Here is a 13,140-nt window from a genome sequence, read left to right on the forward strand (position 1 = left end):
GGTCATCGCGTACTCCGTCCTCTGCGTGTTCTTGGTCGTTCACACAGAGACTCACGCGATGACCCACCCCTATCTCGGCGGCACGCCGTGGCAGGTCAGCTTCTACACCACCCGGCGGGACGCAACCCCGGGGGGCGGACCTCAGGGATCCCGAACTTACAAGTACTAGTAAGTTGCCGTCCCTGCGCGCGTGGGGCGGACGTCAGGTGTCCCACCTGGGACACCTGAAAGGTCTTCCCGTCCCTGCGCGCGTGGGGCGGACACTTCCCGACCAGCTCCGGCACGCCCCGGTCTTGAGCGGTCCCGCCCCACCAGTTCCTCCTTGCAAGGAGGAACTGGTGGGGGGCGAGGTCGGTGCGCGTTCCCTTGAACCTTCCGCGCCCTCTTGACCGACGCTTCGCCAACGTTCAGCATCTCGGCAGCCGCGGCACGGTTAACGTGCAAATTTGCATCTTTTCCGGGCCGGCCGCGCTCGTACTGCGCGATCCGCAGGTTCGCACTAGTGCGAACCTGCCGGATTCACGTCGCGGCGCGGACGGCAAGGTCTACCCGGCGAAGCGGTCGGCCATGTGCGCGTAGCTGGCGACCGCGGCCACCCCGGCGACAACTGCCGCCGAGGTGGCCCGCGCGTACCGGGTGAGGGTCACTCGGCGCCGCCCTGCAACCACCGCTCCACCTCGTCGGCCAGGTCGCCGGGGTCGACGTCGGCGAGCGGGGTCACGCCCGCCGACCCCGCCACGTCGAGCAGGTCCTCGCACTGCCACTCGCGGACGAGCTGGCGGGCCGCGTCGATGCCGCCATCCTCCAGCGCCGCGGACAACTGCCGGAACCGTTCCGGGTCCGCGGCCCGCGCCCGGTACATCAGGTCCAGGTCTTCCCACCGCTTCCGCTCGTCGATGCGTCCGCAGTCGAAGCCGATCCGGAAGGACTCCATCACCTCCTCGGCGGTGTACGTGCCCAGGTCGGCGAGTTCTTCGCGGAGTTCCTTGCGGCCCGATTCCCGGCCCGTGTCGTAGCCGGCGTCGTACGCGTTCTCCCCGTCGAGGGCCTCGCGGGTTTCCTTCGCGCCCTGGTCCCAGCCCTTCGCCCACTGGATCGCCGGCCAGGCCGCCTGACGGGCGCGGGACACCTGGGCGGGCCGGCGGTACTGGGGGCCGGTGGGCTTCCACCAGCGGCCCGGACGGCGGCTCACCGGGTGCCCCCGGCCGTCTTGATCAGCCGGCCGAGCTGGTGCCGGAGGATCCGCGCCTGCTCGACGAGCAGGTACGCGTAGTGGGTGTCCCCGTCGACGGTGGTTTCGAGGACGATGCTGTGCACGTCGAGCGTGTGCGCCTTCTCCAGCCACACCCTGACGGCGTCCTGGGCGCCCTCGGGCGTGGCCACGAGCGGCCGGGAGTGGTGCAGCGACTCGCCGACGCAGAGCCGCCCCTTGGCGCACCACCTCGGGCACGACGGGTGCTCTACCTGGGCAGGGTCGGTAGTCTTCTCCACGGGTTGCCTCCTTGCTAGGCGATCAAGGGGCCGGAGCACAGGTGTTGGCGCACCTGCCGGCCCCGACCTATTTCCCCCGGTCCTGGCGTGTGACCAAATTTCAGTCAACCGGGATCGGCAACCTCTACAAGTGTGAGCTGCTCTTCCTGCGCGGCGTCTCGCCGTGGACACCGGTGGGCGCGGTGCCGGACCTGCCCGGCCTCGTGGCGCTGGCCCACCGGCTGCTCGCCGCCAACCGGGGCCGCTGGACGCAGAGCAGCACCGGCTCACTGCACCGGGGGCAGACCACCTACGTGTACGGCCGGCGAGCCCAGCCCTGTCGCCGGTGCGGCACGGCGGTGCGCAAGGACGAGCAGGGCGAGCGCGTCACCTACTGGTGCCCGGTCTGCCAACCGGAGCACCCGCCGGCCGCCGTCCAGAATGGGACGATTGGGTAATTCCTAACCGGACCTCTTCCGTCGCATGCTGCGGTTGGACACTCACCGACCGTCAGCAGAGCAGGCGGACCGGGTCGCCACGCCGAGGTGGCGGCGGTCGCGCCCCGACCCGGGGAGAGCCATGACGATGTTCCGCAGGCTCCGGGCCACCTGGACCGATCGCCTCGCCCGTGGTGGCGACGGCCCGACCGCCGACCGGTCGAGCGCCGTCCCGGCCGCCCGCACCGCCGAGGACCCGCTCGTCCCGGCGCCGGCCAGCCTGGATCCCGCCGCCGTGCCACGCTGCTTCGGACCGGTGCCGAACTTCGCCCGCAGCCCGCTGCCGGTCTGCGACGCCGACGGGCGGGTGCTGCCCGGCACCGGCCTGCGCAAGTTCGTCGACGCGCTGCCCGGCACCGGCCCGCTCCGCCGCACCGAGCTGGGCGGCTACCTGCCCGTGGCCGTGCCCGACACCATCACCTACCCCGGCTGCGACTACTACGAGATCGGCCTGCAGCAGTACGCCCAGCGGCTGCACCGGGACCTGCCGGCCACCCGGCTGCGCGGCTACCGCCAGCTCAACCTCGGCACCGACGCGTCCGGGCACAACACCGTGGCGCCACCGGGCCGGCCGTGGCACCTCGGCCCGCTGATCCGCGCCCGGCGCGGCCGGCCGGTACGGGTCAAGTTCATCAACCAACTCCCCACCGGCCGCGCCGGCGAGCTCTTCCTGCCGGTCGACGAGACCGTCGAGGGCGCCGGCATCGGGCCGCTCGACGGCCCGGCCCCGTACCCGCAGAACCGCGCCGTGCTGCACCTCGCGGGCGCGCAGACCGGCTGGATCAGCGCGGGCAACCCGTGGCAGTGGATCACCCCGGCCGGCGAGATCACCCCGTACCCGACCGGCGTGGGCCTCACCCACGTGCCCGACATGCCGGCGCCCGGCGCCGGCGCCACCACGCTCTACTACCCCAACGAGCAGAGCGGCCGGTTCCTGTGGTTCCACGACAACACCCTGGGCCTGTCCCGGTTGACGGTCTACGCCGGCCAGATCGCGCTCTACCTGCTCACCGACCCGGTCGAGGAGCAGCTCGTGGCCGACGGGGTGCTGCCCGACGACGAGCTGCCGCTGGTCGTCCAGGACAAGACCTTCGTGCCGGACGACACGCAGCTCGCCGAGGAGGACCCGACCTGGGACCGGGACCGCTGGGGCGCCCGCGGCAGCCTCTGGCATCCCCACGTCTACCAGCCCCGGCAGAACCCGTACCGCGACGGCGGGTTGAACCCGACCGGCCGCTGGGACTACGGGCCGTGGTCGCGTACGGCCGACGGCGGGCCGGACCGCGAGAGCGGCGCGGTGGGCGGCACCGGCGCGGTGGGCGGCACCGACACGCCCGCGGCGCATCCCGGCCCCGGGCCCGTGCCCAACCCGCACCACGACCCCGTGGCCGCCGCCGACGAGCCACCGCTGACCCCGGGTGTGCCCCACCCGAGCGCCGTCCCCGAGGCGTTCGGCGACACCCCGCTGGTCAACGGGATCGCGTACCCGTACCTGGAGGTGGAGCCCCGGGCGTACCGGTTCCGGATCCTCAACGCGTGCCTGGACCGCAGCCTCCACCTCCAGCTCTACCGGGCGGCCTCCGACGGTCCGATGTGGGACGACGAGGGCAACCTGCTCGACGCCGACGCCGGGGAGGTGCCGATGGTGCCGGCCGCGCACGCCGCCGGGCGGCCGGCGGACTGGCCCGTCGACGGGCGCGACGGCGGGGTGCCCGACCCGCGCGCCGCCGGGCCGGAGCTGATCCAGGTCGGCAACGACGGCGGTCTGCTGCCCGCGCCCGTGGTCATCCGCAACCGCCCGATCGGCTTCCGGTACGACCGGCGGGATCCCACGGTCCTCAACGTCGACGGGCACGCCCTGCTGCTCGCCCCCGGCGAGCGGGCCGACGTGGTCGTGGACTTCTCCACCGTGCCGTCCGGCGGCACACTGATCCTCTACAACGACTGCCCGGCCCCGCTGCCCGGCTTCGACCCCCGCTACGACCACTACACCGACGCCCCGGACCGCACCGCGGAGGGCGGTGCGCCACCCACCCGCCCCGGGTACGGCCCGAACACCCGCACCCTGCTCCAGTTCCGGGTACGCGGCACCCCGGCCGAGCCGTACGACCTGGGCCGGCTGCGGGAGCGACTGCCCCGGGCGTACGCGGCCAGCCAGCGCCCGCCGATCGTGCCGCAGCCGGCCTACGACGCGGCCATCGGCACCCGGACGCCTCGGGAGACAGTGGTGCCCGTGCACGCCGGCAGTGTCACGTTCACCCCGGCCGGCGGTGCCGTCCCGGTCACCGTGCCGGTCACCGTCAAGGCCGTGCAGCAGATCTTCGAGCCCGCGTACGGCCGGCTGGCCGGCCGGCTCGGGGTGGCGTACCCGCACGCCGGGCCGCTCTCTCCCGCGACGCTGCCGCTGGGGCCCACCGACCCGGCCACCGAGATCCTCTTCGCGGCCGACCCGGCGGTGCCGATCGGCGCGCCGGCCGACGGCACCCAGATCTGGCGGATCGTCGGCAACAGCCGGCAGACCGAGGCACTGCGCCTGGACGGCTGCGACCTCCAGGTGGTCAACCGGGTCGGCCGGGACGGCACGATCCGCCCGCCGGAGCCCGGCGAGCTGGGCTGGAAGGAGGTCGTACGGGTCAACCCCGGTGAGGACCTGATCGTGGCGCTGCGACCGGTCACCCCGACGCTGCCGTTCAAGATCGGCGACAGCGTACGGCTGCTCGACCCGACCCGTCCGGCCGGCGCCCGCACCGGCTCGGCCCCGGTGAGCCCCGTCGACGGGCGGCCGGCCCCCGTGGTGAACCAGCTCGTGAACCTCGGCTGGGAGTACCGCTGGCACAGCCAGCTCGGCGGCCGCCGCGACGCCGGGATGAGCCGGCCCCTCGTCCTGCGGGTCTCCCCCAAGGCGCCCACCGGGCTCACCGCGACGCCCGCACCCGGCTCGGCCACCGCCCTGCCCGCCATCACGCTGGCCTGGACGGGCAACGGGGGCCGCCCGGCGGCCACCAGCCACCTGCTTCAGCGGGCCACCGACCCCACGTTCAGCACCGGGGTCACGGCCATCACGGTGGCGGCCACCGCGACCCGCTACACCGACGCCACCGTCACCCCCGGCGTCACCTACCACTACCGGATCCGCGCCGAGAACGCGGTCAGCTGCTCGTCCTGGTCCAACAGCGTGCCGGCGTCGGTGCACCTGACCGCCCCGGCCGGGGTCACCGCCGCCGTCCCGCCGGCCGCGCCGCTGCGCGTCGCCGTGCGCTGGTCGAACCGCTCCTTCGCGACCGGCATCGACGTGCAGCGGGCCACCAACCCGACCTTCACGAGCGGCCCGGGCACCACCGCCATCGGCGTGGGCGACAACCACCTGGACACGGCGGTGGCGCCGGACACCACGTACTACTACCGGGTGCGGACCACCTATCTCGGCGCCGCCTCGCCCTGGTCGACGGTGGCGACCGTGACCACCCCGTCGGCCCCCGTCGTCCCGGACGCGGTGACCGCCTCCGCGGGCGCGGCGGGGCCGGACACCGCCACGGTGATCCTCGGCTGGTCGGCGGGGACGGCGGCCGGGCCGGGCGCCGGGTTCATCGTGCAGCGGGCCGTCGACCCGGCGTTCACCCACGACGTGGCGACGTTCACCGTCACCGGACGGGGGTTCACCAACACGGGCCTGGCCCGCGGGGTCACCTACCACTACCGGGTCCGCGCCTACAACGTGGTCGGCAGCTCGGGCTTCACGGCACCGGTCGCCGTCACGACCCCGCCGTGACCGTCCGCCGCGTCAGCGGCTGGGGGCGCGCAGGGGATCGCCGACCGTACGCAGCTCGGACAGCGCCGTGGCGACGCCGTGCAGCAGGTCGGCCGCCTCGGTGAGGCGGGACGCGGCCGGGTGCGGCGCGTCGGGTCGGGCGTCCTCGGCCACGTAGCCCGCGGCGGCCACCACGAGCCGCTCGTACGCGGCCACGCCGCTCTCCAACTGCTCGGTCAGCACGCGGTGCGCCTCGGCGAGCGGCGCCCGCGCGTCCGGCGGGGCCAGCCGCAGGGCCCGCTCGACGCTCGCGACCCGGTGGGCCAGCTCCCGAAGCGACCGGTCGGCCGCACCGGCCTCCTGCGCGGCCGGCTCGGCGAGCCCGGTGAGCCGGTGCCGCATCCCGTCGAGGGTCAGCGCCGCCCGGTCCAGCCGCGCCCACGGCTCGGACGCGCTGGTGCCCCGCAACGCCACTCGGGCACGGACCCGGCGGACCTCGGCGAGCACCCCGGGACCGGCCGGCAGCCGCTCGACCGCGGCGACCAGTCGGGCCCGGGACCGGGCGGCGGCCTGCGCCGGGTCGGGCGGCGGGGGAGCCGGCCGGGCGCGCAGCGCCCGCAGGTCGACCCAGCGCCAGGCGGCGAGCACCACGGCGCTGCCCGCCGCGCCGGCCCAGGCCGCGTCGGGCAGCCCGACCCCGGCGTACGGGGTGAGGACGGCCGTGGCGCCGCCGAGGCCGCCGGCCAGCACGGTCCAGCGCCGGGCGGACCGGCGCAGCCGGGCCAGGCTCCGGAAGTACCGCGTACGCTCGTCTGCCACCCTGACCTCCTCGATCGGTCCGCTCACCCGGCGGCGGTGGTGTCCCCGGTGCCCCGCTCGCGCGCCATCGTCGCGCGGATCTCGTCGAGCCGGGCCGCGGCGGCCGGATCGGCGGCCGGCGGGGCCTGCTGCTCCACGCCGGGTCGCTGCTGCTGCGCCCCCGCCCGCTGCTGCTGGGCGCCGAGCTGCTCGCCGGCCATGCTCGCCCGGATCTGCTCCAGCCGGGCCGAGCCGGCCGAGTCCAGCGTCGCCTTCTGGATCTCCAGCATCCGCCCCTCGGCCGAGTTGCCGGCCAGCTCGGCGCGGCCCATCGCGTTGGCGTACCGGCGCTCGATCCGGTCACGCACCTCGTCGAGGCTCGGCGTGGTGCCCGGCGCCGTGAGCGCCGACATCGACTCCAGCGAGCGGGCCACGCTCTCCTGCATCTTCGCCTGCTCCAGCTGGCTGAGCAGCCGGGTGCGCTCGGCGAGGCGCTGCTGGAGGATCATCGAGTTGTTCTCGACGGCGCGGCGGGCCTGCGCGGCGGCACCCAGCGCCTGGTCGTGCAGCGTCTTCAGGTCCTCGGCGGCCTGCTCGGCGGAGACCAACTGGGTGGCCAGGGTCTGCGCCGACTGCTCGTAGCGCCCCGCCTCGGCGTCATCGCCCCGGGCCCGGGCCTGGTCGGCCAGCACCAGCGCCTGCCGCGCGTTCGCCTGGAGGCGCTCGACCTCCGACATCTGCCGGGAGAGCTTCATCTCCAGCTGGCGCTGGTTGCCGATGACCGCCGCGGCCTGCTGCACGAGCGCCTGGTGCTGGCGCTGCGCCTCCTCGATGGCCTGCTGGATCTGGACCTTGGGATCGGCGTGCTCGTCGATCCGGGCGCCGAAGAGCGCCATCAGGTACTTCCATCCCTTGACGAACGGGTTCGCCATCTGCGCCGTATCCCCTCAGTAGCGTCGCTCCGCCCGAACCGTGCCGGGCGGACGACGGGCCACCGGCGCGGCCGCCTCACCATCGTCCCAGCCGGACGCCAGGCCGGCACCCGTACCGTGCGAGCGGGCGGCGTCGCCGTCTGCGATCAACCCTACGCGGGCCGGGCCAGGCGGGCCACGTACGCGACGAGAGCGGGATTCAGGCGGCGCAGACCACGTCGCGGTCCCGCTCGGTGGAGCGGACGCGGGTGCTGCGCAGGGTGGCCTTCAGCGGCGAGTCCTGGCGTACGGACACCGACACGTTGCCGTCGGAGGTGACCTGGCGCACGGCCCGCTTGGCCGCCGCGGCCTCGGTGGCCGGGGCGGTGGTCGCCGGCTCGTCCTTCACCGGCACCAGCACGTTCGGCATCTGCTCGGCGAGCGCGACGGTGTCGCTCACCTCACGCAACAGCTCGGACAGGCGGGCGCCCAGGGCGTCGCAGATCGCGGCGAGCAGCTCGCTGGAGGGCTCCTTCTGGCCGCGTTCGATCTCGGAGAGGTATCCGAGGCTGACGTTGGCGGCCGTGGAGACCTCGCGCAGGGTGCGGTGCTGCCCCTGCCGGCGCGCCCGCAGTGCGTCACCGATCACCCGGCGTAGCAGGACCATCGCACCTCCCCCTCTCCGGCCGACTTCCTCCGCCGCGGCCCGGCCGGACGCGGCGGGCCGGCCCGGCCCCGATCAACGGAGCCTTCCCGCAACCGTACCCGTTGCCCGGCCCGTCGACATCCCGCCCCGCCCGTCGGATTCGGGCCGTCGGCCGGCGCGGCGACGGATCGGCCCGGGCCGTCGACCGGTCCGGCTGGTGGTCGACCGGGCCCGCGTCGTCAGAATTCCACGCCCGCCGGGGCCGGTGATCCGCCGTCGGCGTCCGCGTCGGCCGCGTCCGCCTCGTGGATCCGCTCGGCGAGCAGCCGCAGCGCCTCGATGACGGCGGCGGAGCGGACGTGGTCCCGGCCACCGTCGAGGTCGAGTTCCCGCACGGTGCTGCCGCCCGGCCCGGCCACGGCCACGTACACCAGCCCGACCGGCTTGCCGTCCTGGGGCTCCGGGCCGGCCACACCGGTGGTGGCCAGTCCCCAGTCGGCGCCGCAGCGGCGCCGGCCGCCCTCGGCGAGCGCCACGGCCACGTCCGGGTCGACGGGCCCGCGTTCGGCCAGCAGCCCGGCCGGTACGCCGGCCAGCTCGGACTTCAGCTCGGTGGCGTAGACCACCAGGCCGCCCCGGTAGACCCCGCTCACCCCCGCGATCTCCACGATCGAGGCCGAGAGCAACCCGCCGGTGAGCGACTCGACGGTCGCCAGCGTCTCGTGCCGCTGGGACAGGCTGTGCACGACACCGGCCGCCGGGCTCCCGACCGGCCGCTGTCCGTTCGCGTCGCTCTCCACGTCCCCCATCCTTCCCCTACGGCACCGGCAACCAATCGTGACCTCGCGCTGATCATGAGGTTGGCGGCGTTCTCGATCTCCGTACTCCCCGCCAACCCCATGATCACCCAAGCCGGGGCGGACGCGGGGCGGCCCCGCGCGGCGCGGTGGGGCGTCAGGGACGGGGGCGGCGGAGGCGCAGGGCCTGCGCCACGTAGTCGAATCCGGTGGCCACGGTCACCACCACGGCGGCACCCATGATCCACGGGCCGACCGGGGCGAGCGCGGCCGGCATCGGCCAGAGGTACCAGGCGATGGCGAGGATCTGGAGCGCCGTCTTGACCTTGCCGCCGCGGCTGGCCGCGATCACGCCGTGCCGGATCACCCAGAAGCGCAGCGCCGTGATGCCCAGCTCGCGCAGCAGGATCACCGCCGTCACCCACCAGGGCAGCCGGTCGTACCAGGAGAGCAGCACCAGGGCCGCGCCGGTGAGCGCCTTGTCGGCGATCGGGTCGGCCACCTTGCCCACCGAGGTGACCAGGCCGAACCGGCGCGCGATCCAGCCGTCGACCAGGTCGGTCACCGAGGCGAGGGCGAAGATCAGACAGGCCGCCATCCGCCAGCCGGCGTGGCCGAACGCGGACACGACCACGGTGGCCGCGAAGACCGGCACCAGCACCAGCCGCAGCGCGGTGAGCACGTTGGCCGCGTTCAGCAGCGGCACCCGGGCCACCACCTGGGCCGGCGTCGACTCGGTCGCCCCGGTCACCGGCGCACCCCGCGCGGACGGCCGTGGCGTTCCCGGTCCCCCACCACGTGCCCTCCCCGCCTCGTCCGGGCCCGCCGTCACCGTGCCGCGCCGGGCGCCGCCGAGATCATCTCATCCGGTACGGCGTACAGATCCACCCCTTCGGTGCCGGTCACCCGGGCGCGTACCAGGTCACCGGGGCGCAGCGCGGCGAGGTCCACCCCGCCGCCCTCGGGGGCCACGAGCGTCGTCGAGCCGTCCACCTCGGGCGCCTGGTGCGCCGCGCGGCCCTCCACGACCCCGCCGTCGACCGAGTCGACCAGGACCTCCACCGTCGAGCCGAGCCGTTCCTCGGCCCGCTGCGCGCACAGCTCGTCGGCGAGGGCGCTGAGCTTGTCGTACCGCCGCTTGATCGTCGCCGCGGAGACCTTCCCCGGCAGGCCGGCCGCCTCGGTGCCGTCCTCGTCGCTGTAGTCGAACACGCCGATCGCGTCGAGCCGCGCCTCGGTCAGGAACCGGACGAGTTCGGCGACGTCGGCGCGGGTCTCGCCGGGGAACCCGACGATGAAGTTGCTGCGGGCGCCCGCCTCGGGCGCCAGGGCCCGGGCGCTGGCCAGCAGGTCGAGGAAGCGCTCCGTGGACCCGAACCGGCGCATCCGGCGCAGCACCGGCTCGCTGGAGTGCTGGAACGACAGGTCGAAGTACGGGGCGACGCCGGGCGTGGTGGCGATGGCCTCGACGAGGCCCGGCCGGGTCTCGGCCGGCTGGAGGTAGCTCACCCGCACCCGGACGATCCCGGCGATCCCGGCCAGCTGCGGCAGCAGCTTCTCCAGCGCCCGCGGGTCCCCGAGATCCTTGCCGTACGAGGTGGAGTTCTCGCTGACCAGCACCAGCTCACGGACGCCGGTCTTGGCGAGCCACTCGGCCTCCGCGAGCAGCTCGTCGGGCGTACGCGAGACGAACGCCCCGCGGAAGGCGGGGATGGCGCAGAAGGCACAGCGCCGGTCGCAGCCGCTGGCCAGCTTGAGCGAGGCGACCGGACCGGTGTCCAGCCGCCTGCGCAGCACCGGCCGCAGGTGGGCCGGCGTGTGCGCGTCGGCCTCGACCGTGACGCGGGTCGGGGTGCCGTGGCCGGGCAGCGAGACGGCCGCCTCGCGCCGCTCGACCGGGGTGAGCGGGAGCAGTTCGCGCCGGTCCCGCGGGGTGTGCGCGCCGATCCGCTGGCCGGTGAGCACCGCGTCGAGGCGGGCCGCGATGTCCGGGTAGTCGTCGAAGCTCAGCACCGCCTGCGCCTCGGGCAGGCTCTCGGCCAGCTCCCGCCCGTACCGCTCGGCCATGCAGCCGGCCGCCACCACCTTGGCGCCGGTGTCGGCGGCGGCGAGCAGGGTCTGGATCGAGTCCTGCTTGGCCTTCTCCACGAAGCCGCAGGTGTTGACGATCACCACGTCGGCGCCCTCGCCGTCGGTGCTGACCTGCCAGCCCTCGGCGTGCAGGCGGGCGGCGAGTTCCTCCGAGTCGACCTCGTTACGGGCGCAACCCAGGGTCAGCAGGGCGACACGGCGGCCTTCGGCGGAAGAAGGGGAGGTGGCAGACACCATCCGAGGGTACCGGGCCGCGCCGCGCCCCTTACGCACGGCGGCCCCTCCGGCGGGCCGGTGCGCCGCGGGGAACGGGCCGGGCGGGTCAGACCACGGTCGCGGAGACGCGGACCAGGCGGTCGAGCAGGAAGACCTCGGTGCCGGCGAGGCCGACCGAGCAGAAGACGGAGATCTGCTCGGGGCTGGTGCGCCCGGGAACGGCGCCGGCGAGCACCGCCCCGAGGTCGCGCAGCCGATCGGCGTACGGGGGTTCCGCGGCCAGCATCGGCGGGGTGTACGCGCACGCCTGGGCCGGCGAGTCGGTGACGAGGACGTCCGCCGCCGCGAGCAGGTCCGGGCCGAACTCGGCGCGGTCCCGCTGCTTGAAGCCCACCGTGTTCACGTGGGTGCCCGGAGCGAGGTCGGCGGCGTCGAGCACCGGGGTGGGGCTCGTGGTGGCGAGCACCACCACGTCCCGGCCGGCCACCGCGGCGGCGGGCTCGTCCACGGCCCGCGCCGGGATGCCCAGCTCGTCGCGGACCCGCGCGGCGAACGTCTCCCTCCGGGCGGCCGAGCGGCTGTGCACGGTCACCTCGCGCAGCGGGCGCACGGCGGCGGCGGCCCACACCTGCGTCCATGCCTGCCGTCCGGACCCGATCACGCCGAGGGTCGCGGCGTCCGGCCGCGCCATCGCGTCCACCGCCACGCCGCCCAGCCCACCGGTACGCCGGGAACCCAGTTCCTCGCCGACGGCGATCGCCCGGACCGCTCCGGTCCGGGCGTCGTGCAGCACCACGAGCTGCTCCGCCTCCGGGTGGCCGAACGTGTCGTACGAGCGGAAGCCGTACCACTCGCCCGTGAGGTGCCCGGCGGTGAGCACCATCCGCCCCCCTTGCAGCGGCGCCGAGGCCCGTGGTGGCGCGACCAGCCGGCCCTCGTACGCGGCCAGCAGGGCGGCGCGCATGGCATCGACGGTGGTGGCGGCGTCCAGTGCGGCGGACACGTCGGCGTCGGAGAGGAGCAGGGTCATGGCCCCCATACTGCAAGTTGAAGTGAGGTTCAGGTCAATGCGCGGTGGTCCGGTTCACCTCCGCGTCCCTCCGTACGCGGTCACCGCCGACCGGCCGGCCGGTGGTGCTACCGTCGGCTGCGGTGGCCCCCGTCGGCCACCCCGGACGAGCGGTGGGCGTACCCGGTCAGGCGAAGACGCCCCGACGTGTGATGACCGACTCGTCCCGGCCCCCGGTGGTCCGGGCTCGTGTGCAGAGGTGACGGCGATGGCCTGGATCGTGTTGGTGCTCTCCGGACTGCTCGAGACGGCGTGGGCCGTCTCCCTCGACCGCAGCCAGGGATTCAGCCGGCCGCTGCCGTCGCTGGTGTTCGCCGTGACGCTGGTGCTCAGCATGGCCGGCCTGGCGTACGCGCTGCGGCAGATCCCGGTCGGCACCGGGTACGCGGTCTGGGTCGGCATCGGCGCCGTGGGCACGGCCCTGGTGGGGATGCTCGCGCTGAACGAGTCGACCAGCCTGCCCCGGATCGCGTGCCTGTTCCTCGTGATCGCCGGAGTCGTCGGGCTGAAGTTCTTCCACTGAGCCCGCTGGGGCGGGTGACCGGTATCGACCCGGATGCGTACGCGACGACCGGAACGGGTAGTGACCGACCGTCACTGGCTCTCACCCTGGAGGACGTCATGGCCGACATTCCCACCGCCCGCCCGCGCAGCAGTGCCGCCCGCGTCTGCACGATCCTGGGCTTCGTCTTCGCAGTCCTCGCGCTCTTCCTCTCGCCGCTGATCTTCGGCGTGCTCGGTGTCATCCTCGGCGTCGTCGGCGCCGTCCTCGGCGACAAGCCGCTCGGCTGGTACGCGGCCGCCGCCAGCGTGGTCGGCGCCATCCTCGGCGCGCTGCTCACGGCCGCCATCCTCAACAGCTGACGCCGCGACCGGGCCCGCCGCGACCCCGGCGGG

The 13,140-nt window shown here is 74.8% G+C and carries 12 protein-coding genes, 1 pseudogene and 1 riboswitch; of the genes and pseudogenes, 4 read left to right on the plus strand and 9 right to left on the minus strand.

All coding sequences use genetic code 11. The features are described from left to right. Nucleotides 1-643 precede the first annotated feature (643 nt). Both D7I43_RS11220 and D7I43_RS11225 read right to left on the minus strand, forming a co-directional pair. A complete protein-coding gene (locus tag D7I43_RS11220) occupies nt 644-1,192 on the minus strand; it encodes a hypothetical protein (protein WP_120328397.1) in 549 nt (182 codons plus the stop codon). Continuing rightward, on the minus strand, nt 1,189-1,491 hold the full coding sequence (locus D7I43_RS11225; protein WP_120328398.1) for a hypothetical protein: 303 nt from the start codon (nt 1,489-1,491) through the stop codon (nt 1,189-1,191). The genes D7I43_RS11220 and D7I43_RS11225 overlap by 4 nt, the downstream gene beginning before the upstream one ends. A 110-nt stretch (nt 1,492-1,601) precedes the next feature. Between D7I43_RS11225 and D7I43_RS11230 the strand changes: the two are divergent. Further along, nucleotides 1,602-1,928 (plus strand): annotated as a pseudogene (locus D7I43_RS11230) (zinc finger domain-containing protein); the annotation flags it as partial. 121 nt (nt 1,929-2,049) lie between these two features. Beyond that, nucleotides 2,050-5,736: a hypothetical protein gene (locus tag D7I43_RS11235; RefSeq protein ID WP_120328399.1), complete on the plus strand. Its 3,687-nt coding sequence runs from the start codon at nt 2,050-2,052 to the stop codon at nt 5,734-5,736. Between the two features lie 12 nt (nt 5,737-5,748). On the opposite strand, the gene pspM is transcribed toward D7I43_RS11235, so the two are convergent. From pspM to D7I43_RS11270, 7 genes are all read right to left on the minus strand, one after another. After that, the gene (gene pspM, locus D7I43_RS11240; protein ID WP_120328400.1) at nt 5,749-6,534 is read right to left on the minus strand and encodes a phage shock envelope stress response protein PspM; all 786 of its coding nucleotides are present in this window, start codon (nt 6,532-6,534) and stop codon (nt 5,749-5,751) included. 23 nt (nt 6,535-6,557) lie between these two features. After that, the gene (locus D7I43_RS11245; protein ID WP_120328401.1) at nt 6,558-7,445 is read right to left on the minus strand and encodes a PspA/IM30 family protein; all 888 of its coding nucleotides are present in this window, start codon (nt 7,443-7,445) and stop codon (nt 6,558-6,560) included. Between the two features lie 199 nt (nt 7,446-7,644). Continuing rightward, nucleotides 7,645-8,091, minus strand: coding sequence for a helix-turn-helix domain-containing protein (locus tag D7I43_RS11250; protein ID WP_120328402.1), 447 nt, complete (start codon nt 8,089-8,091; stop codon nt 7,645-7,647). Nucleotides 8,092-8,309: 218 nt separating this feature from the next. Further along, the gene (locus tag D7I43_RS11255; protein ID WP_120328403.1) at nt 8,310-8,870 is read right to left on the minus strand and encodes a CinA family protein; all 561 of its coding nucleotides are present in this window, start codon (nt 8,868-8,870) and stop codon (nt 8,310-8,312) included. A 154-nt stretch (nt 8,871-9,024) separates the two neighbouring features. Then, entirely contained in the window at nt 9,025-9,618 is a 594-nt protein-coding gene (gene pgsA / locus D7I43_RS11260; RefSeq protein ID WP_120328404.1) for a CDP-diacylglycerol--glycerol-3-phosphate 3-phosphatidyltransferase, read from the minus strand. Nucleotides 9,619-9,695: 77 nt separating this feature from the next. Beyond that, complete coding sequence (gene rimO, locus D7I43_RS11265; protein ID WP_120328405.1) at nt 9,696-11,195, minus strand: 30S ribosomal protein S12 methylthiotransferase RimO; 1,500 nt, start codon at nt 11,193-11,195, stop codon at nt 9,696-9,698. An 85-nt stretch (nt 11,196-11,280) separates the two neighbouring features. Further along, on the minus strand, nt 11,281-12,204 hold the full coding sequence (locus D7I43_RS11270; protein WP_120328406.1) for an ornithine cyclodeaminase family protein: 924 nt from the start codon (nt 12,202-12,204) through the stop codon (nt 11,281-11,283). Between the two features lie 118 nt (nt 12,205-12,322). Continuing rightward, nucleotides 12,323-12,390: riboswitch (guanidine-III (ykkC-III) riboswitch) on the plus strand. 61 nt (nt 12,391-12,451) lie between these two features. Here D7I43_RS11270 and D7I43_RS11275 point away from each other — a divergent pair. Beyond that, a complete protein-coding gene (locus D7I43_RS11275) occupies nt 12,452-12,766 on the plus strand; it encodes a DMT family transporter (RefSeq protein WP_120328407.1) in 315 nt (104 codons plus the stop codon). Nucleotides 12,767-12,864: 98 nt separating this feature from the next. Continuing rightward, nucleotides 12,865-13,107: a hypothetical protein gene (locus tag D7I43_RS11280; protein WP_120328408.1), complete on the plus strand. Its 243-nt coding sequence runs from the start codon at nt 12,865-12,867 to the stop codon at nt 13,105-13,107. Nucleotides 13,108-13,140 lie beyond the last annotated feature (33 nt).

The organism is Micromonospora globbae (genome assembly GCF_003610785.1).
In the GTDB taxonomy this organism is placed as follows: Bacteria; Actinomycetota; Actinomycetes; order Mycobacteriales; family Micromonosporaceae; genus Micromonospora; species Micromonospora globbae.

Excerpts from the sequence above, each read along its gene's own strand:
- D7I43_RS11235 (WP_120328399.1), top strand. The coding sequence starts at position 2,050 with ATGACGATGTTCCGCAGGCTCCGGGCCACCTGGACCGATCGCCTCGCC.
- D7I43_RS11245 (WP_120328401.1), bottom strand. The coding sequence starts at position 7,445 with ATGGCGAACCCGTTCGTCAAGGGATGGAAGTACCTGATGGCGCTCTTC.
- D7I43_RS11250 (WP_120328402.1), bottom strand. The coding sequence starts at position 8,091 with ATGGTCCTGCTACGCCGGGTGATCGGTGACGCACTGCGGGCGCGCCGG.
- rimO (WP_120328405.1), bottom strand. The coding sequence starts at position 11,195 with ATGGTGTCTGCCACCTCCCCTTCTTCCGCCGAAGGCCGCCGTGTCGCC.
- D7I43_RS11270 (WP_120328406.1), bottom strand. The coding sequence starts at position 12,204 with ATGACCCTGCTCCTCTCCGACGCCGACGTGTCCGCCGCACTGGACGCC.
- D7I43_RS11275 (WP_120328407.1), top strand. The coding sequence starts at position 12,452 with ATGGCCTGGATCGTGTTGGTGCTCTCCGGACTGCTCGAGACGGCGTGG.
- D7I43_RS11280 (WP_120328408.1), top strand. The coding sequence starts at position 12,865 with ATGGCCGACATTCCCACCGCCCGCCCGCGCAGCAGTGCCGCCCGCGTC.